Source organism: Mesorhizobium sp. M2A.F.Ca.ET.042.01.1.1, from assembly GCF_003997405.1.
Lineage (GTDB): Bacteria > Pseudomonadota > Alphaproteobacteria > Rhizobiales > Rhizobiaceae > Mesorhizobium.
The window spans coordinates 1-25,828 of sequence record NZ_RZRX01000068.1 but is presented as its reverse complement, the minus strand read 5'-3'; the positions used below and the strand labels follow the sequence as shown (position 1 = coordinate 25,828).

General features: G+C 64.3%; 27 protein-coding genes. 18 read left to right on the top strand and 9 right to left on the bottom strand.

Translation table 11 applies throughout. The annotated features are described in order from the left end of the window. Nucleotides 1–152 precede the first annotated feature (152 nt). Nucleotides 153–1,391 carry an MFS transporter gene (locus EOA23_RS12880; RefSeq protein WP_127304405.1) on the bottom strand — a complete coding sequence of 413 codons (1,239 nt, stop codon included), beginning with the start codon at nucleotides 1,389–1,391 and terminating at the stop codon, nucleotides 153–155. A 96-nt stretch (nucleotides 1,392–1,487) separates the two neighbouring features. On the opposite strand from EOA23_RS12880, the gene EOA23_RS12875 reads away from it, so the two are divergent. After that, nucleotides 1,488–2,396 (top strand): LysR family transcriptional regulator, encoded by a 909-nt coding sequence (locus tag EOA23_RS12875; RefSeq protein WP_127304404.1) that lies wholly within the window; start codon nucleotides 1,488–1,490, stop codon nucleotides 2,394–2,396. 12 nt (nucleotides 2,397–2,408) lie between these two features. On the opposite strand, the gene EOA23_RS12870 is transcribed toward EOA23_RS12875, so the two are convergent. Continuing rightward, complete coding sequence (locus EOA23_RS12870; RefSeq protein WP_245474149.1) at nucleotides 2,409–2,936, bottom strand: hypothetical protein; 528 nt, start codon at nucleotides 2,934–2,936, stop codon at nucleotides 2,409–2,411. Nucleotides 2,937–3,079: 143 nt separating this feature from the next. Between EOA23_RS12870 and EOA23_RS12865 the strand changes: the two genes are divergently transcribed. The 4 genes from EOA23_RS12865 to EOA23_RS12850 all read left to right on the top strand — a co-directional run bounded on the left by EOA23_RS12865 (nucleotide 3,080) and on the right by EOA23_RS12850 (nucleotide 6,051). After that, nucleotides 3,080–3,637 carry an isochorismatase family protein gene (locus EOA23_RS12865; protein WP_127304403.1) on the top strand — a complete coding sequence of 186 codons (558 nt, stop codon included), beginning with the start codon at nucleotides 3,080–3,082 and terminating at the stop codon, nucleotides 3,635–3,637. 86 nt (nucleotides 3,638–3,723) lie between these two features. Beyond that, nucleotides 3,724–4,179, top strand: coding sequence for a GFA family protein (locus tag EOA23_RS12860; RefSeq protein ID WP_127304402.1), 456 nt, complete (start codon nucleotides 3,724–3,726; stop codon nucleotides 4,177–4,179). 589 nt (nucleotides 4,180–4,768) lie between these two features. After that, on the top strand, nucleotides 4,769–5,431 hold the full coding sequence (locus EOA23_RS12855) for an outer membrane protein (protein WP_127304401.1): 663 nt from the start codon (nucleotides 4,769–4,771) through the stop codon (nucleotides 5,429–5,431). Nucleotides 5,432–5,895: 464 nt separating this feature from the next. Continuing rightward, entirely contained in the window at nucleotides 5,896–6,051 is a 156-nt protein-coding gene (locus EOA23_RS12850; protein WP_082056316.1) for a DUF1127 domain-containing protein, read from the top strand. Between the two features lie 113 nt (nucleotides 6,052–6,164). Here EOA23_RS12850 and EOA23_RS12845 read toward each other — a convergent pair whose 3' ends face one another. Together EOA23_RS12845 and EOA23_RS12840 are read right to left on the bottom strand one after the other, a co-directional pair. Next, nucleotides 6,165–6,458: an antibiotic biosynthesis monooxygenase gene (locus EOA23_RS12845; protein ID WP_127304400.1), complete on the bottom strand. Its 294-nt coding sequence runs from the start codon at nucleotides 6,456–6,458 to the stop codon at nucleotides 6,165–6,167. A gap of 22 nt (nucleotides 6,459–6,480) precedes the next feature. Further along, the gene (locus tag EOA23_RS12840; protein ID WP_127304399.1) at nucleotides 6,481–6,795 is read right to left on the bottom strand and encodes a GYD domain-containing protein; all 315 of its coding nucleotides are present in this window, start codon (nucleotides 6,793–6,795) and stop codon (nucleotides 6,481–6,483) included. Nucleotides 6,796–7,194: 399 nt separating this feature from the next. Here EOA23_RS12840 and EOA23_RS12835 point away from each other — a divergent pair, with 399 nt between their 5' ends. Then, nucleotides 7,195–8,382: a PLP-dependent aminotransferase family protein gene (locus EOA23_RS12835; RefSeq protein ID WP_189341594.1), complete on the top strand. Its 1,188-nt coding sequence runs from the start codon at nucleotides 7,195–7,197 to the stop codon at nucleotides 8,380–8,382. A 471-nt stretch (nucleotides 8,383–8,853) separates the two neighbouring features. Beyond that, nucleotides 8,854–9,399: a YbhB/YbcL family Raf kinase inhibitor-like protein gene (locus EOA23_RS12830; RefSeq protein WP_127304397.1), complete on the top strand. Its 546-nt coding sequence runs from the start codon at nucleotides 8,854–8,856 to the stop codon at nucleotides 9,397–9,399. A gap of 160 nt (nucleotides 9,400–9,559) precedes the next feature. Here the strand turns inward: EOA23_RS12830 and yghU are convergent, their stop codons facing one another. Beyond that, complete coding sequence (yghU, locus tag EOA23_RS12825) at nucleotides 9,560–10,429, bottom strand: glutathione-dependent disulfide-bond oxidoreductase (protein WP_042642843.1); 870 nt, start codon at nucleotides 10,427–10,429, stop codon at nucleotides 9,560–9,562. A 358-nt stretch (nucleotides 10,430–10,787) separates the two neighbouring features. On the opposite strand from yghU, the gene EOA23_RS12815 reads away from it, so the two are divergent. After that, the gene (locus tag EOA23_RS12815) at nucleotides 10,788–11,690 is read left to right on the top strand and encodes a S1C family serine protease (protein WP_126061437.1); all 903 of its coding nucleotides are present in this window, start codon (nucleotides 10,788–10,790) and stop codon (nucleotides 11,688–11,690) included. 6 nt (nucleotides 11,691–11,696) lie between these two features. Next, nucleotides 11,697–12,647: a LysR family transcriptional regulator gene (locus EOA23_RS12810; RefSeq protein WP_127304395.1), complete on the top strand. Its 951-nt coding sequence runs from the start codon at nucleotides 11,697–11,699 to the stop codon at nucleotides 12,645–12,647. Here EOA23_RS12810 and EOA23_RS12805 read toward each other — a convergent pair. Next, complete coding sequence (locus tag EOA23_RS12805; protein WP_127304394.1) at nucleotides 12,598–13,335, bottom strand: SDR family oxidoreductase; 738 nt, start codon at nucleotides 13,333–13,335, stop codon at nucleotides 12,598–12,600. The genes EOA23_RS12810 and EOA23_RS12805 overlap by 50 nt on opposite strands. Nucleotides 13,336–13,477: 142 nt before the next feature. On the opposite strand from EOA23_RS12805, the gene EOA23_RS12800 reads away from it, so the two are divergent. Further along, the gene (locus tag EOA23_RS12800; protein ID WP_127304393.1) at nucleotides 13,478–14,074 is read left to right on the top strand and encodes a YdeI/OmpD-associated family protein; all 597 of its coding nucleotides are present in this window, start codon (nucleotides 13,478–13,480) and stop codon (nucleotides 14,072–14,074) included. 169 nt (nucleotides 14,075–14,243) lie between these two features. Here EOA23_RS12800 and EOA23_RS12795 read toward each other — a convergent pair whose 3' ends face one another. Continuing rightward, nucleotides 14,244–14,594, bottom strand: a complete 351-nt coding sequence (locus tag EOA23_RS12795) for a hypothetical protein (RefSeq protein ID WP_127304392.1) — start codon at nucleotides 14,592–14,594, stop codon at nucleotides 14,244–14,246. A 354-nt stretch (nucleotides 14,595–14,948) separates the two neighbouring features. On the opposite strand from EOA23_RS12795, the gene EOA23_RS12790 reads away from it, so the two are divergent. The 7 genes from EOA23_RS12790 (at nucleotide 14,949) to EOA23_RS12760 (ending at nucleotide 24,117) form a co-directional block, all read left to right on the top strand. Continuing rightward, a complete protein-coding gene (locus tag EOA23_RS12790) occupies nucleotides 14,949–16,322 on the top strand; it encodes an adenylate/guanylate cyclase domain-containing protein (RefSeq protein WP_127304391.1) in 1,374 nt (457 codons plus the stop codon). A gap of 266 nt (nucleotides 16,323–16,588) precedes the next feature. Continuing rightward, nucleotides 16,589–17,293: an SDR family NAD(P)-dependent oxidoreductase gene (locus EOA23_RS12785; RefSeq protein ID WP_127304390.1), complete on the top strand. Its 705-nt coding sequence runs from the start codon at nucleotides 16,589–16,591 to the stop codon at nucleotides 17,291–17,293. Nucleotides 17,294–17,596: 303 nt separating this feature from the next. Next, nucleotides 17,597–19,057 (top strand): DUF1254 domain-containing protein, encoded by a 1,461-nt coding sequence (locus EOA23_RS12780; protein WP_126061430.1) that lies wholly within the window; start codon nucleotides 17,597–17,599, stop codon nucleotides 19,055–19,057. Nucleotides 19,058–19,533: 476 nt separating this feature from the next. Beyond that, a complete protein-coding gene (locus tag EOA23_RS12775; protein WP_127304389.1) occupies nucleotides 19,534–20,730 on the top strand; it encodes a diaminopropionate ammonia-lyase in 1,197 nt (398 codons plus the stop codon). A 154-nt stretch (nucleotides 20,731–20,884) separates the two neighbouring features. Next, nucleotides 20,885–22,987 carry an EAL domain-containing protein gene (locus EOA23_RS12770; RefSeq protein ID WP_127304388.1) on the top strand — a complete coding sequence of 701 codons (2,103 nt, stop codon included), beginning with the start codon at nucleotides 20,885–20,887 and terminating at the stop codon, nucleotides 22,985–22,987. Nucleotides 22,988–23,093: 106 nt separating this feature from the next. Then, the gene (locus EOA23_RS12765; RefSeq protein WP_127304387.1) at nucleotides 23,094–23,456 is read left to right on the top strand and encodes a hypothetical protein; all 363 of its coding nucleotides are present in this window, start codon (nucleotides 23,094–23,096) and stop codon (nucleotides 23,454–23,456) included. Nucleotides 23,457–23,637: 181 nt separating this feature from the next. After that, nucleotides 23,638–24,117 carry a hypothetical protein gene (locus EOA23_RS12760; RefSeq protein WP_127304386.1) on the top strand — a complete coding sequence of 160 codons (480 nt, stop codon included), beginning with the start codon at nucleotides 23,638–23,640 and terminating at the stop codon, nucleotides 24,115–24,117. Nucleotides 24,118–24,123: 6 nt separating this feature from the next. On the opposite strand, the gene EOA23_RS12755 is transcribed toward EOA23_RS12760, so the two are convergent. Then, entirely contained in the window at nucleotides 24,124–24,423 is a 300-nt protein-coding gene (locus EOA23_RS12755) for an AzlD family protein (RefSeq protein WP_127304385.1), read from the bottom strand. Then, complete coding sequence (locus EOA23_RS12750; RefSeq protein WP_127304406.1) at nucleotides 24,420–25,163, bottom strand: AzlC family ABC transporter permease; 744 nt, start codon at nucleotides 25,161–25,163, stop codon at nucleotides 24,420–24,422. Before EOA23_RS12750 ends, EOA23_RS12755 begins: the two co-directional genes overlap by 4 nt. Nucleotides 25,164–25,335: 172 nt before the next feature. Here EOA23_RS12750 and EOA23_RS12745 point away from each other — a divergent pair, with 172 nt between their 5' ends. Continuing rightward, nucleotides 25,336–25,794, top strand: coding sequence for an Lrp/AsnC family transcriptional regulator (locus EOA23_RS12745; protein WP_126083271.1), 459 nt, complete (start codon nucleotides 25,336–25,338; stop codon nucleotides 25,792–25,794). Nucleotides 25,795–25,828: the final 34 nt, after the last annotated feature.

Here is a 25,828-nt window from a genome sequence, read left to right as displayed (position 1 = left end):
GAAAGCCATCATCGCCTGTGTCAGAAAGCTCCTCATCTTCGCCAACGCCGTCGTCGAACGCGGCACTCCGTGGAGCAAAGCTCCACCCGCAAGCCACGCCGCCTAAGCTAATGGTTGCGCTTCTCCCGCAAGGGGAGAAGGAGGAGATTGCGCTACTCCACCCAATCCACCACCAGCGCCGCCACCCCGAACACCGCACCAACCGCGCACACCGCGGTCCAGCCGCCCCAGGCCCAGGCAAGACCGGCCAGCAGCGAGCCGATCGCGCCGCCGATGAAGAAGATGCCGACGAACAGCCCGTTGATGCGGCCGCGCGCCTTGGGCTGCAGGAGATTCACCGCGCGGCGGCCCAGCGTCTGATCGCCGGTGACGCCGATGTCGAGCAGCACGGCGCTGACGCCCATGAGGATGAGCGGCAGCCACGCCCCGCCGGCCTTGGCCGCGCCCGCCCATGCCGCAAGCCCGAGCGCCGCGATCAGCACGAGATGGCAGAGGATCGTGGCGGAGCGCGTGAAGCCGCGGTCGCCGGCTCGGCCGAAGACAGGCGTCACCGCCGCGCCCCCGGCGCCGACCAGCGCGAAAAGCGCGATGCCTTTCTGGCCTAGGTCGAAGGGCGGAGCGGCGAGGCGCAGCGCCACCGCCGTCCAGAACACGCTGAAGGCGGCCATCACCAGGCTCGCGGTGAACGCACGGCGGCGCAGCACCGGCTCCTGGCGCAGAAGCCGGACCAGCGAGGCGATGAGCCCCGCATAGCGCGCCTGCGCCAGCGGCCGCCGTCTCGGCAGGGTGAGGCCGAGCAGGATGGCAAGCAGCGCCAGCGCCGCGGCGCTGATGCCGTAGAAGGCGCGCCAGCCGAAAGCGTCGGCGATGAGGCTGGCGATCGGACGCGACAACAGGATGCCGATCATCAGCCCGCTCATCACGTCGCCGATGACGCGCCCTTCCTGTCCAGGCGGCGCCATCGAGGCCGCCACCGGCACCAGCACCTGGATGCAGGAACAGGCGGCGCCCAGGATGAACAGCACAACCAGCAGCGAGGCGGCGGAGGGCGCGAACGAAGCGACCGCTGCCGCGAGCACGGCCGCGCACAGCATGCGCAGCACCAGCACGCGGTTCTCGACCAGATCCGACAGCGGCACAAGGAAGAACAGCCCGGCCGCATAGCCGAGCAGGGTGGCCATCGAGACCAAGCCGCTTGCCGATGCCGCGGCGCCGAGCGACGGCCCGATCAGCCCGACCAGCGTCTGCGGCGCAAACAGATTGGTGACGATGATGCCGACCGAAGTGGCGAACAGCAGGGTCTGGGACCGGGTGATGGTGCTGTCGTCGGTATGCCGCGGCCGTTCGACGAGCTCGGCCGTGGCGATCCGCACATTGTCTGTTCCGTTCATGGTGGCCTCGCTGTCCGCATGTTTCGCGAGGAGTTTATTCGTAGCGATCATAATGCTACAATTGAAATGATCTGATAATGATTATGCGAGTTGCGCATGAACATCCATGACCTTGAAGCCTTCGTCGCCGTCGTCGAAACCGGCTCGATCGTCGGTGCTTCGGCGAGGCTCAACCTCACCCAGCCCGGCGTAACGCGTCGGGTGCAGAATCTCGAGGAGCGGCTGGCGACGCCCTTGCTCGACCGCCAGTCGAAGCCGCTCAAACCCACCGCATCCGGTCGCGAGGCCTATGAGCATGGCCGCCGCGTGCTGCGCTCGCTGGAAGACCTGAAGGCGGGCGTCTCGCCGGCGGGCGAGGTGCGTGGCGAGTTTCGCCTCGGCATCATGCCCTATCTCTCGACCAGCGCGCTGTCCGAGCCGCTCGACAGTCTTCGCGCGGCATTCCCGCAGCTGACGCTGAAGATCACCTCGAGCCTCTCGCCGCGCCTTGTGGAGCAGGTGCTGCACAGCGAGATCGACGCGGTGGCCGTCTGCCTCGCCGAGGACGTCGCGCCGCCGCCCGAACTCGTCGGCGACGATCTCGGCGTGCAGGCGGTGCTGCTGGTGGCCTCGCCAAGCCTCGGCGTGCCGAAGCCGGCCGAGCTCGACGATCTCGCTCGCTACCCCTGGGTGCTCAACGAAACCGGCTGCGGCTTTCGCGCCTTCATCCGCCATCGTTTCGAGGCGGCGCGGCTGCCTTTCCATGTCGGCGTCGAGGCGCAGGGCGCGGACCTGAGAATGTCGCTGGTCGCTCGCGGCCACGGCATCGGGGTCGTCACGCCCGGCGCGCTATCGGGCAGCCAATGGCGCGACGCGGTCGAGGTGGTCGACTGCCCCGGCTTCAAGCCGCAGGTGCGCTGCTGGCTGCTCCACCGCCCTCCGGCCGGCAGGCTGGCGCGGCCGATCGCGGTCTTTCGCGACGCGCTGGCTGAGGCGCTAAAGGGCCCGATGCCGCTGATGTCGTAAAAGCCAGGCTCCTTATCTCCTCCCTGACCGTGGAAAAAGCGATTTCAGTACTTTGGCAAACCCAAGCGTTAGAGACTGCCAGAGGGAGCGGGCCGCACCGTCAGTCGAGTTCGCTATTTCCGGGTCGTGCGATCCGGGCAGGGAGGCGAGCCACGAATCCCAAAACTGCTGCTGCATGGAGACGAACACGGGCGTCACATCGTAACCTTCGTCAAATATATTGACTAAGTCGCTCTCCTTGGGAGGCTCCCCCGTTTTCACTTTGCACACCACCAATCCACGACTCATCCCTGTCACGGTGCCTTCAGGGAAAACATTCGCGCTCGCGCCATAACAAAAGGGCAGTATTCCATCCACTTCGAGCTGCTTGCGGATTTGGCATAGGGCTTCGAAATAATCATCTTCCTCGGCAACGATGACTTTGTCGCGATAGCTGCAAGTGAGCCTGCACCGAGTCCCCACATTCTGCGGCGTGAACACCGCCTGCTCGTCACCTCCCGTGCCCCCTCCGATCAGGAACACGGTGTATTGTTCATCCATTGTCATCCCCCGATCTTTTGGTCACATTAGTTGCGCCGATCTATCAATGCAACTGAAAATTGTATACCGGTTGGCGCAAGTTGCTGCTTGCTGGCTCCTGCCTCGTCCTTGACCCAGCCCCCGCCTACGTTATCTTCGCCGCCATGCCAGACACCGCTCCCTCCGCCGCCGCGCCGCTCATCGTCATCGACCTGCAGACCGGCATGTTCGACGGTCGTTTCGACCCGCCGATCCATGACGCCGACGCCATCGCCGGGCGCTCGCGCGCGCTGATCGACTGGGCGCGGCGCTCCGGCCGCAAGGTGGCGTTCATCCGCCATGACGGGCCGGAAGGCGATCCGCTCGCGCCGGGCGCCTCCGGCTGGCCAGTCTGGCCGCTGCTCGGCCAGGCGGCCGACGAGCCGACCTTCGGCAAGAGCGTGGGCAACGCCTTCTCCAATCCCGAGCTCGCCGAATGGGTGGCGGGGCAGGGCGCGAAGGATGTCGTGCTCATCGGCGCCCAGACCGATTTCTGCGTCGCCGCAACGGTCAAGGGCGCCTTGGCCGAGGGCTTGGGCGTCACCGTGGTCTCCGACGCGCATTCGACGCTGGATTCGCTCGAGGAGAAAGCCCCCGACATCATCGCCCGCCACAACGAAGCCTTCGCTGGGCAAGGCGCGCGGATGACGACGACGGCGGAGTTGGTTGAGAGCAATAACTGAAAGGCCGCGTTCCTTCGCGCCCCCTCTGTCCTGCCGGCATTTGTCAGTGAAGCCTCGATCAGACGATCCAACGCAAGGAGCCAAGCTTGCCCACCCTCACTCTTCCCGCCGAAGGAGGTTGCCGCTGCGGCCGCGTGCGCCTGAAGATCTCGGCAAAACCGCTGCTCACCATGGCCTGCCACTGCACCGGCTGCCAGCTTATGTCGTCCAGCGCCTATTCGCTGAGCGCGGCGATCCCGTCGGAGGGTTTCGAGGTGACGAAGGGCGAGCCGGTGATCGGCGGACTGCATGGCGCCTCGAAACACTATTTCTGCGGCTACTGCATGACCTGGATGTTCACGCAGCCCGAAGGGATGGACTGGTTCGTCAATCTGCGGCCGACCATGCTCGACGACCATGCCTGGTTCGCGCCCTTCATCGAGACCTGGACGGCTGAGAAACTGCCCTGGGCGACGACACCGGCCGTGCACAGCTACGAAGCGCTGCCTGCCTTCGAGGAATATGAGGGGCTGGTCACCGAATACGCCGGAGCGCAAAAGTAAAACGGCGACCCTGGGCAAGGTCGCCGTCGGCATTTCTGTTCATGGTCGACGCGTCCGTTGGGGGCGCATTGTTGGGGATGTGCTTGGGCGTCCGCGTCGACCACGGCGGCCTCATACCGCAGACTTCACCATGACACATTTGCCGCTCGCTGAAACTTACGCGAAAGCGGTATATAACAGGCGTTGTACTTGGCTTCTTCCACAACGGGAGAAGGCAAGGGCGAAACACTTTCTATCCAATCCCGCATTGACTTCGTCCGCTCGACCGGCGACGACTGACGCTCGCCTTTATGGATTGCATCGTGAACCGAGAGCTACGGCATCGCGGTAGGTGCCAAGGCGGATTTTGTCGCGCTGAGGGTCGAGCATGTCCCGGAAGCGGTGGTTGCGGTGCCGAAGGCGTCTGTCGCGCGGGCAGGGAAGTGGCCCGAGGTGAAAGGCGAGCGCAAAATTTGGTTAAATTAGCCGGCGCTTATTTGTTGCCGCGCTACAACTTGCGCTATCAAAAAGTCCTCTGCTGAAGCTTTTGATTACCCAACGTAAACCGCATTGTGGTATCGACAATCGGTCGATCGACGCGGAGATATTCATGAAGCTAACCCTGCTTTGTTCGGTTGCTTTCCTGGCAGCCTCGTCTCCAGTTCTTGCGGCGGATCTTGTTCAGCCAGTCGCGGCCATGCCTTTTTCCTGGACCGGCTTCTATATCGGCGGCCAGGCAGGCGGCGGCTGGAATGACAGCCGCTGGTCGGGTGATAGTTTCCCGACGTTCAACACCAACGGCTCCGGCGGCATTTTCGGCGGCCAGATCGGCTATAACTGGCAGATCGACCAATACGTGATTGGCATTGAGGGCGACTTCTCGGGCTCGACCGTGAAGGGCGACGACCAATGTTCAGATGTCACAGGCTCGACCTGCCAGACCAAGCAGGATTACCTTGGCTCCGTGCGCGGCCGGCTCGGATATGCCGTGGACCGCTTCCTGGTCTATGGTGATGCCGGCGTTGCCTTCACCAAGTATAAATTTGCCGAGGTCGACTTGTTTCCACAATCGTTCGGCGGTGCCTCGCGTGTCGGCTGGACCGCGGGTCTGGGCGTCGAATACGCCTTGACCGATCATTGGACCGCCGGCGTCGAGTGGAACTATTACGACTTCGGCTCCAAGTCCGGTGAAAGTGACCGGCAGCCAGGCTTCTTCGTCGACAACCGTGACACGCAAAATGTCGTTGTCGGCAAGATCAACTACAAATTCTAAGGCAGGTCCAGGAAAGCGCGTGGCGGCTTGGGGCCAACCGTCCGCTTGATAGCCGATATCCCGGGGCCGCAACCTTCCGCAAAAGGTTGGGGACTTTGCCATGAAGAAAGAATATTCGAAGCCGACACTGGTCCGCAAAGGCCGGATTTCCGAGCAAGCCGCGAGGCCAAGCGGTTCGGATTCGCAGGCGCCGGAGTGAAGCGCGACCCCTCAGGGGCATGAATTAGCACATCAGGCAATAGGCCCAAGCGCTTGGCATTGCAGGCCATGTGGCTCGTGACCAGCACGTAAGCCGGCATGCCAACCCCCTTAAATCAGTTTGCACACATATGTTTCAAGCCGCTCCGGCTTCGTGAAGCCTTTCACCGTTCGCGCGCAATCCACCGGTTACAGACGCATCGCAAAAGCGGCGCCGGGTGAAGAGGCGGCGCCGGTTTTGCGCCGCCGATTTATGGGAGCTGTCCATGTTCAAAAGTCTCAACCGGATCCGTGCCGCCTTCGCGCAGGCCAGCAAGCGCCGCCGCACGATGCGCGAGCTGAACGAGCTGCCGCCGGAGATCCGCAAGGATATCGGCTGGCCGCAGGCCGCGCAGGACGACGAGATTCGGTTGCCGTTCTGAGGCGCACGTAAAGACGCCACAGCCGCGCGGCCGGCTTCTCGCGGCGCTTGTTGTCGACGGCGCCGGCTGGCCGCACAAGGCGGTCCGGCCAGCGCCAGGACAGCGCCTTCAGCCTATATCTCCGCAACGACCGTGCCGGACACCGGATCCGTCACGCCGAGATCGCCGCCCAGGTCTTCGAGCATATCGCGGAACGTGTCGAGAATGCCGATCATAATCGGGCGCGCCGCGGCGAGGCTGTCCATGTCGTTCCATTCGCCGACCATGCAGAAGGTGCGCTCGCCGGTCTTGATCAGGGCGCCCTTGCGAAAGCCCTTGGCGTTCAGCGAGACCTTTTCGTGTGCTTCGACGAAGGCCTTCTCCTTGCCCGGCTTGGTCCGAAAGCGGACTACGTTATAGGCGGTCATGGCTCCTCCGTTCGATGCGACATCAGCCGGCCGGCTTGTAGGCGCCGGCGGCCTTGTTGGCGGCCGCGATCACCGCCTTCATGTCGAGCTCTTCCAGAACGACGAGATCGCTCACCGAGCCGCTCGCACGCACGGCAAGCGTCATCCCCATTCCGGCGATCTGGTCCGGCACCTCGCCATTGACGATGACGTCATAGAGGCCGCGCGTGAACATCAGGCTGCTCATCCTGCCGCCCACGCTTTCAAACAGCGCCGCGATTGCAGCTTCCCGGTTCGATCCTTGCATCAGCCCCTTGGCGGCATGGGGTTCGTAAGTCGCGAGTATGGTAACCTTCATGGGATCCTCCTCCAAATATCACTGCCTCGGCCACCCAACGACGAGGGCAGCACGGACGTGCCTGTTTCTCCTTACATTTGACTGGTCTGTGGACCACCTGGGCAACACGGCCGGCGACGGCTCAACCGCAGCAAGGCTCCGGCTTGGCGTAATATGCGCCTTTTCTAATATGACGGCAATCAGCCATCCGCCATCCGCCGGAAGCCGATGACCGAATTTTCCATTAGCATTTGCGGAAAGTCCGTGGGCCAAATGTCGCCTCGACGATGCGCCATGACCGTTTTGTGTATTCACGTGGGCGATGTGGCCTGATAATAGGTCAACCAAGCTGACCTAAATAAGCACTTCGGGAGGTGCGCCTTGACCCTGTTGAACCTTCTGGCCTCGCGCTCGTCGCGCATGAAAGCCTCGGAAATCCGCGAGTTGCTGAAGCTGCTCGACCAGCCCGACATCATCTCCTTCGCCGGGGGCATACCGGATCCGTCGCTGTTTCCCGCGCAGGCCATCGGCGACGCCTACCAGGCGGTGCTGGGTGGCAAGGAGGCAGGGACCGCGCTGCAATACCAGGTCAGCGAGGGCTATCTGCCGCTGCGCAAATGGCTGGCCGCCTATATGGGCAGGCTCGGCGTTCAATGCGACGAGGGCAACATCTTCATCACCTCCGGCTCGCAGCAGGCGCTCGACTATCTCGGCAAGCTGTTCCTGTCGCCGGGCGACACGGCCCTGGTCACCTGGCCGACCTATCTCGGCGCGCTGCAGGCCTTCAACGCCTACGAGCCGCGCTATGACCGGCTGAACACCGCAGGCGGCAACATGACGCCCGAGGCCTACCGCGCCGCCGCGGCGGTGCCCAGCACTTTTTCAAAAGGGGGCGGCAAGGTGAAGTTCGCCTATCTGGTGCCGGATTTCGCCAACCCGACCGGCAACACGCTGGACGTCAAGCAGCGCGAGACGGTGCTCGACCTCGCCGGCGAGCTCGACATCGCTGTCATTGAGGACGCCGCCTATCGCGCGCTCCGCTATGACGGCGTGGGCGTGCCGCCGATCCTGGCGCTCGACTGCGCCCGCTCCGGCGGCATCGATCATGCCCGCACGCTTTATTGCGGGTCCTTCTCGAAGATCCTGTCGCCCGGCATGCGCGTGGGCTGGGTCTGCGCGCCACGCCATGTCGTGGAGAAGCTGGTGCTGATGAAGCAGGCCTCCGACCTGCACAGCCCCTCGATCAACCAGATGGTCATGCACCGCGTCGCCGACACCATCTTCGACGCCCAGGTGGAAAAGCTGATCGGCGCTTACCGCAAGCGGCGCGACGCGCTGCTCGGCGCGCTCGAGGCCAACATGCCCGACGGCATTGCCTGGAGCCGCCCGGAAGGCGGCATGTTCGTCTGGCTGACCCTGCCGGAAGGCGCCGACGCCACCGAGCTTCTGGCGCGTTCGGTCAAGGAGGCGCGCGTCGCCTTCGTGCCCGGCAATGCCTTCTACGCCGACGGCACCGGCCGCAACACGCTTCGCATGTCGTTCACCCTTGCCGACGACCGCGCGGTGAACGAAGGCGTGCCGCGGCTGGCGAAGCTGCTGCGGGGTTAGGCCTTCCATCACCGCCGCCTCGCGCAGGCGTGATTGGTAGTGCGCAGGCGTGATTGTCCGCGCGGCCCATTCCTCGGCTAGGGTCGCGGCCGATCCAACACCCCCTGGATCGATCCGGCCCTGGGGTCCCACCTCCATGGTCCGTACGAAAGAGCCCCGACGGCCTCCACCGGCGGGGCTTTTTTCGTTGTCCCGGCGGTCAGCGCGCCGGCTTGCCCTTTTTCGGGCCGCTTTTCCGCTACGCTAGAGCATGTCTCCCGAAAGTGGGAACCGGTTTCGGGATAAAGACATGCGTAAAATCAAAGACCTAAAGCGCATGGAGCGAATCCGAAGGATCGCGACGCGCTTTAGAGCAATTCCAGGAAAAGTGTGAGCGGTTTTCCGTCCGGAATTGCGTCAAAACAAAGGGATAGAGCGGTTCGCCTTTTCCGTGAAACGGTGAAACGCTCCATAGTGTTCAGGGAGGATCAGATGACCTTGCGTTTCGGCTTGACCACGCTTGCCCTTGTCGCCTTCGCCGGCCATGCGGCGGCCTTCGAGATCTCCAGCCCGTCGGTCTCCGACGGCAAATGGAATGCGAAATATCTCGGCGACAAGGCCGGCTGCGGCGGCAAGAGCGTCTCGATCGCGCTCGCCTGGAAGGATCCGCCGGCCGGCACCAAGAGCTATGCGCTGACCATGTTCGACACCGACGCCAATGGCGGCAAGGGTTTCTGGCATTGGCTGGCCTGGAACATCCCGGCCAGCGCCAAGGGCCTGGGTGAGGGCGCCGGGGCCGAGGGCGGCAAGCACATGCCCAAGGGCTCGGTGCTGGGCAAGGGCGGCGTCGGCCGCGCCGGCTATTTCGGCCCATGCCCGCCGCCCGGCAGCGGACAGCATCACTATGTCTTCACGCTCTACGCGCTTGGCGACAAGACGCTGCGCATACCGGACAATCCCTTGCCTGATATGGTCTCGGTGGCGGCGAAGAGTTCCGCGCTGGGCGAGGCGACGGTGACGTATACCTATGGAAGGTAGCTGATCTCCCCCCTTGAGGGGGAGATGTCGCCAAAGGCGACAGAGGGGGTCACCGCGCGTGAGGCGCCGACTTTTCTGTGCTTCGAGGGCGTCGGCGCTCTACGCGCCATGACCCCCTCTGCCCTGCCGGGCATCTCCCCCTCAAGGGGGGAGATTATCCTCACTCCGCCGCTTCGAGCTTGTCCTGCGTCTTCGTCTCGAAGTCGCTGGCGTCGTGGCGCTCGCGCAGCTGGAAGGCCGGATCGCCGGACATGCGGTTGACCATGCGGCCGCGCGTCACGGCCGGCCTGGCGTCGATCGCGTCGGCCCAGCGCTGCACGTTCTTGTATTCATGCACCGACAGGAACTGCGCGGCATCGTTGTAGCTGCGGCCCTTGGCTAGCCCGCCATACCATGGCCACACCGCCATGTCGGCGATCGTGTAGTCGGGGCCTGCCAGATATTCGCTCTCCGCCAGCCGGCGGTCGAGCACGTCCATCTGCCGCTTGGTCTCCATGGCGAAGCGGTCGATGGCATATTCGATCTTTTGCGGCGCATAGGCATAGAAATGGCCGAAGCCGCCGCCGAGATAGGGCGCCGAACCCATCTGCCAGAACAGCCAGGAGAAGGTTTCCGCGCGCGCCGCGCGCTCGGTGGGCAGGAATTCGCCGAATTTTTCCGCGAGATAGGTGAGGATCGAGCCGGACTCGAACACACGCACCGGTTTCGGCTCGCTGTGGTCCATGAGCGCGGGGATCTTCGAATTTGGATTGACCTGGACGAAGCCGCTGCCGAACTGGTCGCCGTCGCCGATCTTGATCAGCCAGGCATCGTATTCCGCGCCCGTGTGGCCCAGCGCCAGAAGCTCCTCCAGCATGATCGTCACTTTCTGGCCGTTGGGCGTGGCCAGCGAGTAGAGCTGCAACGGGTGCTTGCCGACCGGCAGCTCCTTCTCATGCGTCGGGCCGGCGATCGGCCGGTTGATCGAAGCGAACTGGCCGCCATTGGGCTTGTTCCAGGTCCAGACTTTCGGCGGGATATATTGGTCCATGTCGGAGGCCTTGTGTTTCGCGCAGGGCGGAGCGTTTCGTCAAGGGCGGGAAATCTGCCACGATGCCGATAGACTTAGGTGCGGTTGCGCGCGCGTCAAAGAAAAAAGTTCAACCTTCGTTGAACTAGCGCTTGTGCCAGTGCCTTGCCCTTCTCCCCTTGTGGGAGAAGGTGTCGCCGAAGGCGACGGATGAGGGGTGCTCCAGGGAAAGCCAGCGTCTCACTTCGCTGGAACACCCCTCATCCGTCTCGGCGCTGCGCGCCGATCCACCTTCTCCCACAAGGGGAGAAGGGAAGACCTTGCACCACGGCCCTTCGGCCATACTTATAGAACAAAACCCGCAACGCAGGATGGATCGATGACCGTCGAGAAAATTTCGCGCTCCGTCGTTGCCGTGCGCGCCACGGTTCCGGACGACGCTTTCACCGCCAACGCGCTGGGCACGCGCCGCGAGGGCAGCGGCGTGGTGATCCGCGACAATGGCCTTGTGCTTACGATAGGCTACCTCATCACCGAGGCCGAGGAAGTGTGGCTGACCGACCAGGATGGCCGCGTGGTCGCCGCGCATGCGCTGGCCTACGACCAGGAGACCGGTTTCGGCCTCGTGCAAGCGCTGTCGCCGCTCAACCTTCCGGCTGTCCAGTTCGGCGATGCCAGGAAGGCCAATATCGGCGACGCGGTGACGCTTGCCGACGGCATCGGCCAGCAGGTCGACGCCCACATCGTCACCAAGCAGGAATTCGCCGGCTATTGGGAATATCTGATCGACGAGGCGATCTTCATCGCGCCCGCGCATCCGTCCTGGGGCGGGGCGGCGCTGTTCGACCGCGACGGCAAGCTGCTCGGCATCGGCTCGCTGCGCCTGCAGATGAGCCGCGCCGGCGAGGTGGCTGACATCAACATGGTGGTGCCCATCGATCTTCTGACGCCGATCCTCGATGATCTCATCAAGCGCGGCCAGGCGGCGAAGGCGCCGCGTCCGTGGCTCGGCGCCTTCTCGGCCGAGTCGAACGGCATGGTGGTGGTGATGAGCGTCGCCGAAGGCGGCCCGGCAGCCAAGGCGGGCCTGCGCCAGGGCGACATCATCTCCGACGTGCGCGACGGCGAGGTCGACGGCCTTGCCGATTTCTACAGGAAGCTCTGGCAGAACCCGGCCGGCTCGGAAATCCCGCTGCGCGTCGTACGTGACGGCCGCGAGACGTGGCTGCGGGTGAAATCAGCCGACCGCAATTCGTTCCTGAAGAAGCCGCAGCTGCAGTAGCGCCGGATGCATCCAAGGCTGCTGAAGACCTTTCTGGCGGTCGCGCGCACCGGCAACGTCACGCGCGCCGCGCAGGAGGTCAATCTCGCCCAGTCGAGCGTCAGCGACCAGATCCAGGCGCTGGAAACCGAGCTTGGCGGCAGCCTCTTCACCCGCTCCCGGCAGGGGCTCGCCCTCACGCCGGCGGGCGAGGCGCTGAAACCCTATGCCGAGGATTTGCTGGCGTTAGCCGATGACGCGCGCGCCGCCGTCGATACCACCGGGGCAGCGACGGCGGGCAGCCTGTCGATCGGCGCGTTGGAGACGATCGCCGCTGCAAGACTGGCTCCATGGCTCGCCGGTTTCCGTGCCGCCCATGCCGGCATCGACATCAAGCTCAGGATCGCCGGCAGCGGCGACTTGCTGCGCCGGCTGGGTGAGGGTGAGATCGACGTCGCCTTCTTTTTCGAGCGGCCGCCTGAGTTCGATTCCGGCGCAGCCGACCAGCGCCTTGCCAGACGCGTGGTGGCGGTCGAGCCGCTGGCGCTGATCGCGCCGCCCGGCGACAACCGGACGGATGTCGACCTGGCGGCGCTGGCCGAGAAGCACTTCGTCGCCACGGAGGCCGGCTGCGTCTACCGCGCCATGGTCGACAAGGCGTTCGGCGAAGCGGGGCTTGGCAAGCCAAGGCTGGCCGCCGAAGCCGGCAGCATCGACGCGATTGCCGGGCTGGTGGCGGCCGGCGCCGGCTTTGGCCTCGTGCCGCGGCTGGCGGTCGCCGCCGCGATCGAGCGCGCAGAGGTGGCCGAGCTCGCCTGGCCCGGTCCGACCCGATCGGTCAATGTCGTGATGGCGTGGCGGCGCCGCCGCGTCCAGCCGCCGGCGCTGAGGGCGCTTCTCACCGCTGCAGGGGAGGGCTTTGCGCCGGTCACACCAGCCGGTGCCCGCCCTCGACATGCAGCGTCTCTCCCGTCGTGAAGCCGTTGCCAATCAGGAAGCGGATGGCGTCGGCGATGTCTTCCGGCTTGCCGACGCGTCCGGCCGGCAGGCGCTTCGCCATGGCGGCAAGCGTCTCGTCCTTCTTCTCACCGGCGACGAACTCCCAGATCGGCGTGTCGACCCAGCCGGGCGAGACGGCGTTGACGCGGATCGGCGCCAGCTCGACCGCCAAGGCTCGCACCAGCCCCTCCAGTGCTGCATTGACGGCGGCGACCACCGAGCCGCGCGCCGCCGGCCGATAGGCCGCGATGCCGGAGACGAAGGTGAGCGAGCCGGTCGGCGGCAGCTTCGGCGCGCCGTGCTTGGCAAGCAGCAGCGGCCCGTAGAATTTGCTCTCCACCACTCGCTGTGCGGCTTCCAGCTCGATTTCCGGCAACAGCCGGTAGGCGCCTTCGATCGCGGCGGCGGTGCTGACGATATGATCGAGCCGCCCGATGCGCGCGAACAGCGCCGCGACCTCATCCTCGCGGCTGATGTCGACCACCGCCGTTTCGAGCTTTCCCGGCCGGCCGAGCCCATCCCGCGCCGCGTTCAGCTTCGCTTCGCCGCGCCCGGCGATAATGACGTGCGCGCCTTCCTCGAGGCAGCGCCTGGCGAGCGCCAGCCCCATGCCCGAACTGCCGCCGACGATCAGGATCTTTTCCATGTCCATGCCTTTCCTTTGCATGGACGGTCATGTGGCAGGCCAGCCCGCGAAGCGGAAACGGAAGAAACCGATAGTGTTATCGGAAGGCCCGATGATGGTACAGCCAATCTCCCCCACGAGGGGGGAGATCAGCAGCTCCGGCGCCGCGCAAGGAGGAACAACAATGGCCCCGATCAAGGTCGATCCTGACAAGGTTCGGGAATTCCCCGATGCCGACAGTTTTTATGCCTGGCTGGCCGACAACCACGCCTCTGAAAGTGAGGTCTGGATCAAGATCCACAAGGTCGGCTCGGGGCTTGCATCGATCACGCCGAAGGAGGCGATCGACGTCGTGCTCTGCTTCGGCTGGATCGACGCAGTGCGCAAGTCGCTCGACGACAAGAGCTTCCTGCAGCGCTACACGCCGCGCGGCAGGAAGAGCATCTGGAGCAAGATCAACATCGACAATGTCGCGCGCCTGGTCGAGGCGGGCCGCATGACCGAGCACGGCCTGCGCGAGGTCGAGGCTGCCAAGGCCGACGGCCGCTGGGACCGCGCCTATAGCGGATCGAGGGAGATGACCATTCCGCCCGACCTGCAGGCCGCGATCGATGCCGAGCCGAAGGCGAAAGCGATGCTGGAGAAGCTCTCGGCGCAGAACCGTTTCGCGCTCGCCTTCCGCACCCACAACATGAAGACGGAGGCCGGGCGCAAGAAGAAGATCGCCGATCTGGTGGCCATGCTGAAGCGCGGCGACACCATCCATCCGCAGAAGAAGTAAGGCATGATCCCGAAAAGTGGTTGCCGGTTTTCGGAGAAGATCATGCCTCCCTAAGGCAATCAAAAACGCCGCCCGGAAGGGAGGGCGGCGTTTTCGGGAAGCGATGATCCTGAACCCTTTGCAAGCGGTCCGGGATCATCCGGCCATGAAAGTCGAAACGCCTCTGGCCTTACGCGGCCTTCTTCGCAGCATGCTTCTTCGCATGGTGCTTGCGCACATGGTGCTTCTTGACGTGATGCCTCTTGGCATGATGCTTCGCGTGCTTCTTGACGTGATGATGCTTGCGGGCGTGGTGACGGTAATGCTTGCGGTGATGCTTCTTGTGCGGGCCATTGCTGGCCGGCTTGGCGGCGGTCACTGCCGGCTTCGCAGCTTCGGTGGCGGCGGCCGGAGCAGTGGTCGTGGTCGTCGTGGTGGCGGTGGTCGTCGCGGCGGCGTTGGCTTCGGTGGTGCCCAGCGCCGGCACCGCGAAAGCGAGCGCGACGGCAAGGCCGAGTGCGGAAAGAAGGGTCTTTTTCATAATCGGCAACTCCTTGGGTTTCGATCGATATCTCTTGTCGCGCGCCACAATCGTTCGGCTGCTGCGGTGCCGTTTATGACAGCGGGTCTTTTCGCGAGTTTTTCCGGATTGTTGAATCTTGTTTCTGGATTGTGTCCGTCATTTCCCCACCCGTGGAACGGGGGCTGCCTGATGGTCAGAACCCGACGCGAAACGCGCCTTTCGACCCACCCAGGCGGACTATCGGACTCGACGATGGCGTCCGAGCCGCTGCTGGGCTAATGTCGCCGGAACGAGGCCAAAACGGTGTCCGGCTGACAGACCTGTTGTTAACACCAGCGTCTGGCGCCACTTCGTACTGGAAAATCAGTTCCGATGCCTACGTTGCTGTCATTGCCCGACGACATATCGATCAAATCGGCGCTCGGGGAATCTGTCCTTGAAGCAGCTCGCCGGGCAGATGTCCCGATCGCCTGCGCTTGCGGCGGCAAGGCCAAGTGCTCGACCTGCCGGATTTGGATTCTCGACGGCGTGGACCGCTGCCCGGAGCGCACCGCGCCGGAGCGCGCGCTCGTGGAGCGGTTGGGGCTTGGCAACAACGTACGCCTGGCATGCCAGCTCAGACCTGACTCCGACATCACCTTCCGCAGGCTCGTACTCGACGAGACCGACCTGCGAATGACCAGTCAGTTGCTGCCGCACAGGTCCACCAGTGCGGGCGAGCTGAAGTCGGTCGTCATTTTCTTCAGCGACGTCGCCGGGTTCACCCATTTCTCCGAAACGTTGACGCCCTACGACGTCATGTATCTGCTCAATCGGTATTTCACTCAGGTCGCTGAAGTCATCGAGCTCAACGACGGCTACATCGACAAGTTCGTCGGCGACGGGCTTATGGCGATATTCGGCGTGCAGGGCCAGGACGATGCACCGGTGCGCGCGGTCAATGCCGCCCTGCAGACTCTTGCCACGGTCGATCGGCTGAAGCCCTTTTTTGCCTCCATGTACGGCATCGACTTCGATATTCGCGTCGGCTTGCATCTGGGCGAAGCGGTGATCGGCTCGGTCGGATCGCCCGGCAACGAGCGCCTGACGGCTATCGGCGATGCGGTCAATGTGGCGAGCCGCGTCGAAGCAGCCAACAAGGAGGCCGGAACCCGCCTCCTGATTACCGAGACGCTCTATGAACAGGTCAAGGGTGAGGTTGAAATATCCGATTTCATTCGAGTGCGTCTGCGCGGTACCTCCGACCGAATTACGCTGTACGAGATAAAGAAGCTGAAGGTTGAAGCCGAGCGCCGGCTGAACGAAAAAGGCGCGCGGGAGACTATGCAGCTGGGCGGCAAGACCTGGCATCGGACGGTTGCCACGAGCGAACTGAAGGATGGCGACCACAAAGTCATCGAGTTCCAGGCGCTCTATGCCGTGATCTTGCGCAGGGGCGGGCGCGTCTATGCCTTTAACAATGCCTGCCCGCATTTGAAGTTGCCATTCTTCGAGACTGGCTCGCGGGCCAACGGCCACGCAGGACGGACGAGCACTTTCGGCGAGGACGGCACGCTGGTGTGTCGCTGGCATCACAGCGGATTCGATCTGGATACAGGCGAAATCGTAAGGTGGTGCGAGGCGCTCAATGAGGACGGGACTTCGGCCGGCATGGAGATTCTCGGCGATATTTCAAAGAACCGGGCTCCGCTGCACCTCTTTTCGTGCCGCGAGGAGGATGGCTACATCTGGATCGGTTTCGATTGAGCGTACCGCCAGGTCATCCCAAACGCCCGCCAATCTGCTGTCGGTCCGGCCAGTAAGGTCCTCCACCCGAGTTGGGACCATTCGGCCCTAGAGCAAAATTCCAGGAAAAGTGCTTAGCGGGTTTCCGTCCGGAATTGCCCTGAAACAAAGACCGCGCCCATTCATGAGCAACATTGCGCAATGAGTGCCAATTCGGCGCTCTAATCGGTCGGCGTGATCGATGCCATCTTGGCTGTCGGTAAGAGGAAATTGAAGGAACAGCAGCAATGACCAACACCAAGAATTCCGGCAAGGTGGCCCTGGTCACCGGCGGCAACCGTGGCATCGGCCTGGAAACGGCGAGGCAACTGGCCGAACTCGGCTTCACCGTGCTCATCGGCGTGCGTGACGTCGCCAAGGGCGAGGCGGCAGCCAGGAAGATCGGCGGCAAGGTCGAAGCCATCGCTCTCGATGTCGCCGCCCATGATGCCGCCGCCCACGCCGTGGCGGAGGTCGAGCGCCGCTTCGGCCAGCTCGACGTTTTGGTGAACAACGCCGCGATCCATTACGACCCGTCGGCGCGGGCGCTGAAGCCCGACTGGACAGTGATCCGCGAGGCCTTCGAGACCAATGTCTTCGGCGCCTGGCGCGTCGCCGCCGCCTTTGCGCCGCTGCTCAGCGTTTCCGGCCATGGCCGGCTGGTCAACGTTTCGTCGGAAGGCGGCTCGCTCGCCTCGATGGGTTCCGGCGCGCCGGCCTATTCGACCAGCAAGGCGACGCTCAACGCCCTGACCCGCATCCTCTCGGCCGAGTTGCGCGGGGCGGGCGTGCTCGTCAATTCGATCTGCCCAGGCTGGGTCGCGACCGACATGGGCGGACCGGGCGGACGCCCGGTGGCGCAAGGCGCTGCCGGCATCGTCTGGGCCGCGACCTTGCCCGACGACGGCCCGACCGGCGGCTTCTTTCGCGATGGCAAGCGGTTGCCGTGGTGAACTATCGGCTTTCGGCTGCACCCTTACCCCACCGGCAACCTCCAGCCTCCCCTTCACCCTATCCGTCGCCACAAAAGCCCGGAAGCGTTGTAACCGTCCTGTGAGGGTTGCGATCAGCCTGCGGCGAGCCAAGCGAGCGGATCGACTGTCATTGAGAGGTCGATCCGCGCCCTTGACGCAGATCAATCCGGCCCGCAGTACATTAGCGTATGTGAATATATGGGCGCGACCTTCTGAGCGACGGGTTAGTCCCTCGGATCGGGGAGGTACAAGGACGCCTGGGTAAGTTCATAGGAGACTGTCGTGAATTCTACCAATATTCTTCGCAGCTTTCTCATTTCAGCCGCCATTGCGGCGGTTCCCCTGAGCGCAGCCAACGCTGGCGACGCTATTTCTGAGGAAGAGGCCCACGCTATCGGCGTGGATGCGTACCTCTATTTCTATCCGCTGATCACAATGGACATCACTCGGAAGCAGCTGACCAACCTCGAGGGCAGCCCGGGCTCAATCGGCGGCCCTCCGAACCGCTTCGCCAACATTTCCGCATTTCCACCAGCAGACATGAAGGTGGTTGTTCGTCCGAACTTTGACACCCTGTACTCGAGCGCCTGGCTCGACGTGACGAAGGAGCCGGTGGTGGTGTCGGCTCCAGATACCCAGGGCCGCTTTTATCTGCTGCCGATGCTCGATATGTGGTCCGATGTCTTTGCCTCCCCGGGCTGGCGCACGACGGGAACGGCGGCGGGGAATTTCCTGATTGCGCCCCCGGGCTGGCGGTCCGATCTTCGCGATAAGTTCGATGAATTCAAGCTGCCCGCGGGAACCCAAAGGATCGATGCTCCAACGCCATATGTCTGGATCATCGGTCGAACCAAGACCGATGGACCATCGGACTACGATGCCGTTCACAAGGTCCAGAATGGCTACAAAATCACATTGCTATCGGAGTGGGGCAAGGACACCAAACCGGCCGAGGTCAAGATCGATCCGTCGATCGACATGAAGACGCCGCCCAAGACCCAGGTCGACACCACGCCCGCCGACAAGTATTTTGCATACGCCGCCGAGTTGCTGAAGCTGCACCCGTCGCACCTGACCGACCAGCCGATCCTGGCTCGGCTGAAGCGCATAGGGTTCGAGCCGGGCAAGAGCTTCGATCTGTCGACAGCGGATGCGGCAATCCAGAAGGGCCTCCAGACCGCACCGCAGGATGCCCAAGCGCTGATGGCTTGGAAGATCAACACGCTTGCGCGCGTTGCAAATGGCTGGTCGATGAACACCGACACGATGGGGGTTTACGGCAATTACTACCTGAAGCGCGCCATTATCGCGAGAGAGGGTCTCGGCGCCAATTTGCCCGAGGATGCCATCTATCCGCTTAACCTCGGCGACGAAGCCGGTCAGCCGCTGGATGGCAAGAACGCCTACACCGTCCATTTCGAAAAAGGTGGACTGCCGCCGGCCGCTGCCTTCTGGTCGATCACGCTCTATGACAATCAGGGCTTCCAGGTCGCCAACGCCTTGAACCGGTTTGCCGTCAGCAGCTGGATGCCATTCCGATATAACGCGGACGGATCGCTTGATCTCTATTTCCAGAATGGCAGCCCTGGCACCGACAAAGAAGCGAACTGGTTGCCTGCTCCTGAGGGGCCATTCACTCTGACAATGCGTCTCTACGCGCCCAAGCCGGATGCTCTGACGGGCAAGTGGACACCGCCGACGGTCATGAAATCCGGTGCCATTCCGTCTGTGACGGTGCAGTAAGCTGGCCACGAAGAAAGTTGACGAGCGGCGAGCCTCTGCCATGAGGCCGCCGCTCTAACATTCCGGCGATGTCAGAACGCACTGCTTAGACATCTGCCACACCGCGCTGCCAAGAAGCCGACGCAAGGGGCTCTTTGCGCCAGCGAAACAGTTGCTCGAATGCACGCCAGCTGCCTGCGACACTTCCGTGACCGTTACGCCAGGCTCCCAGCGCCGCTGCTGTCAGCGGCTCCATCTCCGACCGCGACCAGCGACGACAGCGCTGCCAGATACGATTACCTCCACGCGCGACATCGTCGCGCCGCTAGGCCAAATAACCCCAAAAATAGTCAAGTTGGCGGTGTCGAGCCCTCCGAAACGAACATCCGGCGACATCCAATCGAAACAAACTTCAATCACTTAGCCAATGAAAGCGTCCAGAATCGCGCCCGAATCGCGTCCGCCGACAGAATTCAGTGCCTCGCAGGAAGACTAGCATGCTGCTTCTCAACCAACGCCCAGAACACAACCAGCCGTTGGTTGCCGCCGATGCCGAGTCGCTCGGCATGGCGGGAGGAGAGCGGGCCGAGCGTTACCTTAAGGTGCGCCAAAGCGATGCCGAAACACCGCTGCACGCCTTGCCGGCGCTGGCCGGCGAGCTCGGCATCGCCGCGCTTCATGTCAAGGACGAGGGCCAGCGTCTTGGCCTTGGCTCCTTCAAGGCGCTGGGCGGTGCCTATGCCGTGATGCGTCTGGTGCTGGAGGAGGCCGGCAAGTGGCTCGGGCGAGACGTCGATATCGGCGAGATAAACGACGCCCGGGTGCGCCAGATCGCCTCCGGCATGATCTTCGTCTGCGCCACCGACGGCAACCATGGCCGCTCGGTCGCGCAGGGCGCCAGCCTTGTCGGCGCGCGTTCGGTGATCTTCGTCCATGCCGGCGTAAGCCGCGAGCGGGTCGCGGCCATCGCCCGCTTCGGCGCCGAGATCGTTCAGGTCGAGGGCGGCTATGACCATGCGGTGCGCGAGGTCGCGCGCGTCGGCGCCGAGCGCGGCTGGAAGATCGTCTCCAACACCTCCTGGCTCGGCTATGAGCGCGTCCCCGGCCTGGTCATGCAGGGCTATACGGTGATCGTGCGCGAGACGCTGCGGCGTCTGCCCGAGCCGCCAACGCATGTCTTCCTGCAGGCCGGCGTCGGCGGCTTCGCGGCGGCAATCGCCGGCCATATGGCGGTCATGCTCGGCTCCAGGCGGCCGAAGGCCGTGGTGGTGGAGCCGGAGCGCTCGGCCTGCGTCTACGCTTCGGCTGAGGCCGGCCGTCCGGCAACGATCGCCAATCAGGAGCCGACAGTGATGACGATGCTCGAATGCGCCGAGCCGTCGCTCGTAGCCTGGCGCGTGCTGGCGCGCGTCGGCGATGCCTTCATGACGGTGGACGAAGAGGATGCGGTCGCGGTGATGAAGCGGCTGGCGGGGCCGCTCGGCAACGACCCGGCCATTATCTCCGGCGAGAGCGGCGGGGCAGGCCTCGCCGGGCTGGTCCGCGCCGCGGGCGACAGGCGCATGCGCGCTGCGCTCGGCCTCGACAAGCGTTCGCGCGTGCTCGTCATCAACTCGGAGGGAGCGACCGACCATGGCCGCTTTGCCGAGCTGGTCGGGATGGCGCCCGAAGAGGTCTTCCTGCAGACTGCCTGAGAGGTCTGCCGGCTTTCGTCGCTCGGAAAGCCAATCCGCTGCGCGGACCGCCCCTCGACCCCCACAAGCGGGGAGATCAGCTAGCCCACCCCCGGTAACTCTTTCTTCTCTGCTTTCATGCAACACTGCCAGAACCGGGTGGCACGAACAAAGTATGGCGGACGACAACAAACGCAACGGCAAGTTCTGGGCGCAGGCGCTTGATCGCGCTTATCTGGGCCTTTGGGACTGGAATCTGTCGACCGGCGACTGCTACTATTCGCCGACCTGGTCGAAGATGCTGGGCTATGAGCCGGACGAGCTCGCCAACACGTCCGATCTCTGGCTGAAGCTTACCCATCCCGACGACCGTCAGCGCGCGCAGGAAAGCGGCGACCGGCATATTGCGGGCCTTGTCGATTCCATCGAGACCGAGCTGCGCCTGCGCCACAAGGATGGCCACTGGGTCTGGGTTCTCGACCGTGGCGGCATTGTCGAGCGCGACGCCGACGGCAAGCCGCTTCGGCTGATGGGCGTGCAGACCGACATCACCCGCCAGAAAGAAGCCGAGGCGGCGCTCGAGCAGGTCAACGTCCGCTTCCGTCTCGCGCTTGCCGCCAGCGGCACCGGCATCTGGCATCACGATATCGGCACCAGGAAAAGCTACTGGGATGCGCGCACCCGCGAGACATTCGGCCTGGTTGCCGACACGGATGAGGTGATGGCAGACCTGTGGCACACCTATCTTCATCCCGATGACAAGGACGCCACCGAGCGAGCCCACCAGATCGAGCCCGGCTCGAACAGTGTAGTCGCCTCGCAATACCGCATCGTCCTGCGTGACGGCCAGATCCGCCATGTCGAGTCGCTGGTGCGTTTCGTTGCCGGCGTCGGCTCGGCCGGGCAGATCTTGGGCACCGTGCGCGACATCACCGAGGAGAAGATGCGCGCCGAGGGACTTGCCTTCGCCGCGCGCCACGACGCCCTGACCGGCCTGCTCAACCGTTCCGCCTTCGACCGGCTGCTCGCTGAGAACATCGCCATGGTCGAGCGCCTGCCGCTGGCGGTGTTTTACGTCGACCTCGACTACTTCAAGGCGCTCAACGACTATGCCGGTCATGCCGCCGGCGACCTGGCGCTTAAGAGCGTCGCGGCGGGCATCCTCGCCAGCCTGCCCGCGTCGGCGCGTGCGGCGCGCCTCGGCGGCGATGAATTCGCGCTGATGGTGCCGAACTGCAATGACGCTTGCGCCGAGCGCATCGCCCGCGGCGTGCTCGCCGCGGTGCGCGATGCCGATCTCGGCTCGGCGGTCACCTCGCGCAGGCTTGCCGCCAGCATCGGCATCGCCTTCGTGCGCGACCGCAACATGAGCGTGGCCGATGCACTCGCCTGCGCCGACGATGCCTGCTACGCCGCCAAGGCCGGCGGCCGCGACCGTTTCGCCGTATTCTCGCCCGACACGACGTCCGGCGCCGGCGGGCTCAACGCCGCGCGGCTGGCCGCCGACCTTGTCGACGCGATGGAGGATGGCCGGTTGAAGCTGTTCGGCCAGGAGATCCATCGGCTCGGCCTGCCATGGGAGGACAGCCGCCATGTCGAGGTGCTGGCCAGGCTCGAGGCCCGCACCGGCACGTTGATCCCGCCCGGCGACTTCATGCCGGTGGCCGAACGCTTCGGCCTTGCCGCGCGGCTCGACCGCTGGATCATCCGCACCGCGCTGACGCGCCACGGCGAGGTGATGCGCGCGGGCGCCATCGCGCTCGACTTCAACCTGTCGGCGCAGACGCTTTCCGACCCGCAGCTCTGGGCTTTCGTTGACGAGGCCATCGCCGAGAGCGGCGCGCCGCCGTCGGCCATCGGCTTCGAGATCACCGAGACCGCCGCCGTCACCAATTTCGACGCGGCGGCCGAGTTCGTGCGCAAGGCGAGGCTCCGCCATTGTCGCGTCAGCCTCGACGATTTCGGCGCCGGGATGAGCTCGTTCGAATATCTCAGGCGCTTCCCCATCGACGCCATCAAGATCGACGGTTCCTTCGTCGAGCACATCGCCGAAAGCCGCTTCGACCGCGAGATCGTTTCGGCGATCGCCGGCATCGCCCGCTCGATGGGCGCCGCCGTGGTGGCCGAAAAGGTCGAGGAGAAAAACGCGCTGGAGATCCTCATGGGCATGGGCGTCGCCTATGGCCAGGGTTATTTCCTGCACCGGCCCGAACCGCTGGAGGCGATCGTGGCGCGGGCGACGGGCAGATTGACTTTGCCTGCCAGGCGGCAGATGTAAATAAGCGATGGCTAAAATTCGAATCACCTGTTTAAGCGCGCCGTAATGCGGCCGGGCGGATGATCAGCCATGGACAATGGAGGCTCGCGGGCCGGAAGGAGATATTATGAAGGCTTTTCCCTTGCTGCTGGCGGCTTCAGTCTCGCTGCTTGGCATTCTGGCGGCGCAACCGTCGCTCGCAGGCTCCGATCACGGCGCGGCGCCCGTGCAGGACGATCAGGTGACCGCACCGGTGCAGGACGATCAAGAGCAGAGTGCCACGGGCAGCCAGGAAGATGATCAGGCTACCGCTGAAAATGAACAGGGGGACGATGATGGCGTCGACGCCGGCTCGCACCAAGGCGACCAGGGTGACGACGCAGGCGATGATCAGGGCGATCATAACCAGGGCGGCGGCGAAAGTGGCGGCGACAGCGGCAGCCATGACGGCGGCGGCGAGGGTGGCGGTGGCGGTGGCGGCGACGACTGAGGTTCGGCATTGAGCCAAACCGGAGATAGCGCGGTTCATCGTTAAAAGGTGAACCATCGTTCTATAGAACTCTTAGGACAACCGGGTTATTTCCTGTGAAACGCTTCGCTCGGGACATGAGGTCTTGGCTTGACTGTCCGGCGTCCGGTCCATGACGGACGGGCGCGTGCGAGACCCGGCAATGTCCTCGACGCTCAGCACCGCGCTTGTGATCCTGCTGCCGCAGCGCCTGCCGCCAACGGCCAGACCCACCGCGAGCATCGACAGCGTCTCCGGCCCGGCGGCTTCGCCGGTCATGCAGCCCGCGATCTCGGCATCCACGTTCAGCCTCGACGGCCTCAACATCACGGCGACGAAGGTTCGGCTGATGCAGCAGGCGGGCAAGGAGTTCGCCGTCGATCAGACCGACTACGAGTCCGTGTCTTCCTACGGTTCGGCGATCAAGAGCGCCGTCGAGGCGTTGAAACGGCAATCTCCGGCGGCGGTCGCCAAGATCGAAAGGCAGCTTGGCCTGGATCAGCTTGGCGTTTCGCTGGATACGCTCGTCAACGCGATCGTCCGCCCGCAAGGCGGCGAAAGCGACAGGCTGGATGCCGCGTTGAAGCGGCACGCAAGCGGGGAAGGCGACCAGCCGGACGAGCTCGGGCTCTACAGCCTCTGAGGCCGGTTATCCGATCAGCCACCGCAACACGCCCGCCGAGGCCACCCCGATCACAACTGTCGGCAGCATCGACAGCCGCGTCGCGGCAAGCAGGGTGATGGCTAAAGCCGCGAGGTCGGCCGGATTCCCCGAGACGAAATCCGGCGCGATCACCGCGATTAGCACGCAGCCGGGCGCGGCTTCCATCACCGCCGTGGCGCGCGGGCTGAGCGCGCGGTTCCTGAGCACAACATAGCCGCCGATACGGGTGAGATACGTCACGCCGGCCATCGCCAGGATGGCAAGCACGGTCATCGGGTCGATCATGTTTCACCTGCCAGGAACCACGCGGCCACCAGGCCGGACAGCGCGCCGGCCGCCACATACCAGGCGCCGGGCACAATGAGATAGGTGAGCGCCGCCACCACGAGGCTGACCAGCCAGGGCCGCGCCGCGGCAAAGCCTTTCCACATGCCTCTCAGCAGCACCAGGAAGACGGCCGGGAAGGCCATCGCGAAACCATATGTCTCGACGTCGCCAAGCACAGGCCCGAGCGCCGCGCCGCAAGTCGTGAAGGCCACCCAGGCGAGGTAGACAGACAAGCCGGCGCCGAGATAGAAGGGCAGGCTGAAGGCCGGCCGCGCGCCGGCCGTGGCACGGCGCTGCGCATCCGCAAGGCCCACCGCCCAGCTCTCGTCGCACATCAGGAACAGCGCCGGAAAAACCTGGCGCTTCGGCAGGTGCCTGATGAAAGGCGCAAGCGCTGCCCCCATCAGGAAATGCCGGCTGTTGACCAAAAGCGTGATGGCGGCGATCAGCAGGACATGCGGCGGCGAGGTCCAGAGCTGGATCGCGGCGAATTCGGAGCCGCCGGCAAAATTGAGCCCGGTCATCAGCGGCACCTCGAGCACGCTGAGGCCCCTCTGCGCGGCCTGCGCGCCGAGCACCAGGGCATAGGGGACGACGCCGAGCAGCACAGGCGTCGCGGCAGCGAGCCCGCGCCGGAACTCGGCGCCGCGCCTGTTGGCGGCCTTGCCCTCGGCCAGGGCGATCTCGGAAACGCTCATGGCTTTGCTTTCGGCTGGCCTTGCGGCCACCCGTTCTCCCGTTCGGTTGTGGGGTTGTTGCGGTCCCGGACCATAGCCGAAACGCGCGGCAATCGGGTTGCGAAAATGCGCCATTCCTGCCAAAATTCGGCATTGGATAGCGCGTTCACCTGAAGAATTGGAATCTGGAACCATGAAGCTCGATGAGATCGACAGACGCATCCTGCGCGCCCTGCAGCGCGACGGGCGCATGGCAAACAACGATCTTGCCAGGCAAGTCGGTCTCTCGCCGTCGCCCTGCCTGCGGCGCGTGAAACTGCTCGAAGAGGCGGGCGTCATCGACCGCTACGTCGCGGTGCTCAACCCGGCCAAGATCGGCCGCGGCCAGACCTTCTTCACCCGCATCTGGCTGAAGCAGCAGGACGAGGACACGATCGAGCATTTCGCCGCCGAGGTGGCGAAATTCCCCGAAGTGATGGAGTGCTATCTGATGATGGGCGACTGCGACGCCCTGGTGCGGATCGTGGCGGCCGGCATCGACGACTACCGCCGCTTCCAGTCGGAGCATCTGAGCCGCATCAAGGGTGTCCAGAACGTCAAGACGGACGTGCCCAGCCAGATCATCAAGCAGACCTCGGAGATGCCGCTGTAGGGGCTCTTCCTTCTCCCCTTGTGGGGTCCGAAGG

Coding starts and splice junctions, on each gene's coding strand:
- EOA23_RS12805 (WP_127304394.1), bottom strand. CDS start 13,335: ATGCAAAGGAAAGGCATGGACATGGAAAAGATCCTGATCGTCGGCGGC.
- EOA23_RS12815 (WP_126061437.1), top strand. CDS start 10,788: ATGACCGTCGAGAAAATTTCGCGCTCCGTCGTTGCCGTGCGCGCCACG.
- EOA23_RS12840 (WP_127304399.1), bottom strand. CDS start 6,795: ATGAAGGTTACCATACTCGCGACTTACGAACCCCATGCCGCCAAGGGG.
- EOA23_RS12760 (WP_127304386.1), top strand. CDS start 23,638: ATGTCCTCGACGCTCAGCACCGCGCTTGTGATCCTGCTGCCGCAGCGC.
- EOA23_RS12865 (WP_127304403.1), top strand. CDS start 3,080: ATGCCAGACACCGCTCCCTCCGCCGCCGCGCCGCTCATCGTCATCGAC.
- EOA23_RS12785 (WP_127304390.1), top strand. CDS start 16,589: ATGACCAACACCAAGAATTCCGGCAAGGTGGCCCTGGTCACCGGCGGC.
- EOA23_RS12880 (WP_127304405.1), bottom strand. CDS start 1,391: ATGAACGGAACAGACAATGTGCGGATCGCCACGGCCGAGCTCGTCGAA.
- EOA23_RS12795 (WP_127304392.1), bottom strand. CDS start 14,594: ATGAAAAAGACCCTTCTTTCCGCACTCGGCCTTGCCGTCGCGCTCGCT.
- EOA23_RS12835 (WP_189341594.1), top strand. CDS start 7,195: ATGAAAGCCTCGGAAATCCGCGAGTTGCTGAAGCTGCTCGACCAGCCC.
- yghU (WP_042642843.1), bottom strand. CDS start 10,429: ATGGACCAATATATCCCGCCGAAAGTCTGGACCTGGAACAAGCCCAAT.
- EOA23_RS12830 (WP_127304397.1), top strand. CDS start 8,854: ATGACCTTGCGTTTCGGCTTGACCACGCTTGCCCTTGTCGCCTTCGCC.
- EOA23_RS12800 (WP_127304393.1), top strand. CDS start 13,478: ATGGCCCCGATCAAGGTCGATCCTGACAAGGTTCGGGAATTCCCCGAT.
- EOA23_RS12775 (WP_127304389.1), top strand. CDS start 19,534: ATGCTGCTTCTCAACCAACGCCCAGAACACAACCAGCCGTTGGTTGCC.
- EOA23_RS12855 (WP_127304401.1), top strand. CDS start 4,769: ATGAAGCTAACCCTGCTTTGTTCGGTTGCTTTCCTGGCAGCCTCGTCT.
- EOA23_RS12870 (WP_245474149.1), bottom strand. CDS start 2,936: ATGGATGAACAATACACCGTGTTCCTGATCGGAGGGGGCACGGGAGGT.
- EOA23_RS12850 (WP_082056316.1), top strand. CDS start 5,896: ATGTTCAAAAGTCTCAACCGGATCCGTGCCGCCTTCGCGCAGGCCAGC.
- EOA23_RS12745 (WP_126083271.1), top strand. CDS start 25,336: ATGAAGCTCGATGAGATCGACAGACGCATCCTGCGCGCCCTGCAGCGC.
- EOA23_RS12750 (WP_127304406.1), bottom strand. CDS start 25,163: ATGAGCGTTTCCGAGATCGCCCTGGCCGAGGGCAAGGCCGCCAACAGG.
- EOA23_RS12875 (WP_127304404.1), top strand. CDS start 1,488: ATGAACATCCATGACCTTGAAGCCTTCGTCGCCGTCGTCGAAACCGGC.
- EOA23_RS12810 (WP_127304395.1), top strand. CDS start 11,697: ATGCATCCAAGGCTGCTGAAGACCTTTCTGGCGGTCGCGCGCACCGGC.
- EOA23_RS12755 (WP_127304385.1), bottom strand. CDS start 24,423: ATGATCGACCCGATGACCGTGCTTGCCATCCTGGCGATGGCCGGCGTG.
- EOA23_RS12770 (WP_127304388.1), top strand. CDS start 20,885: ATGGCGGACGACAACAAACGCAACGGCAAGTTCTGGGCGCAGGCGCTT.
- EOA23_RS12765 (WP_127304387.1), top strand. CDS start 23,094: ATGAAGGCTTTTCCCTTGCTGCTGGCGGCTTCAGTCTCGCTGCTTGGC.
- EOA23_RS12845 (WP_127304400.1), bottom strand. CDS start 6,458: ATGACCGCCTATAACGTAGTCCGCTTTCGGACCAAGCCGGGCAAGGAG.
- EOA23_RS12790 (WP_127304391.1), top strand. CDS start 14,949: ATGCCTACGTTGCTGTCATTGCCCGACGACATATCGATCAAATCGGCG.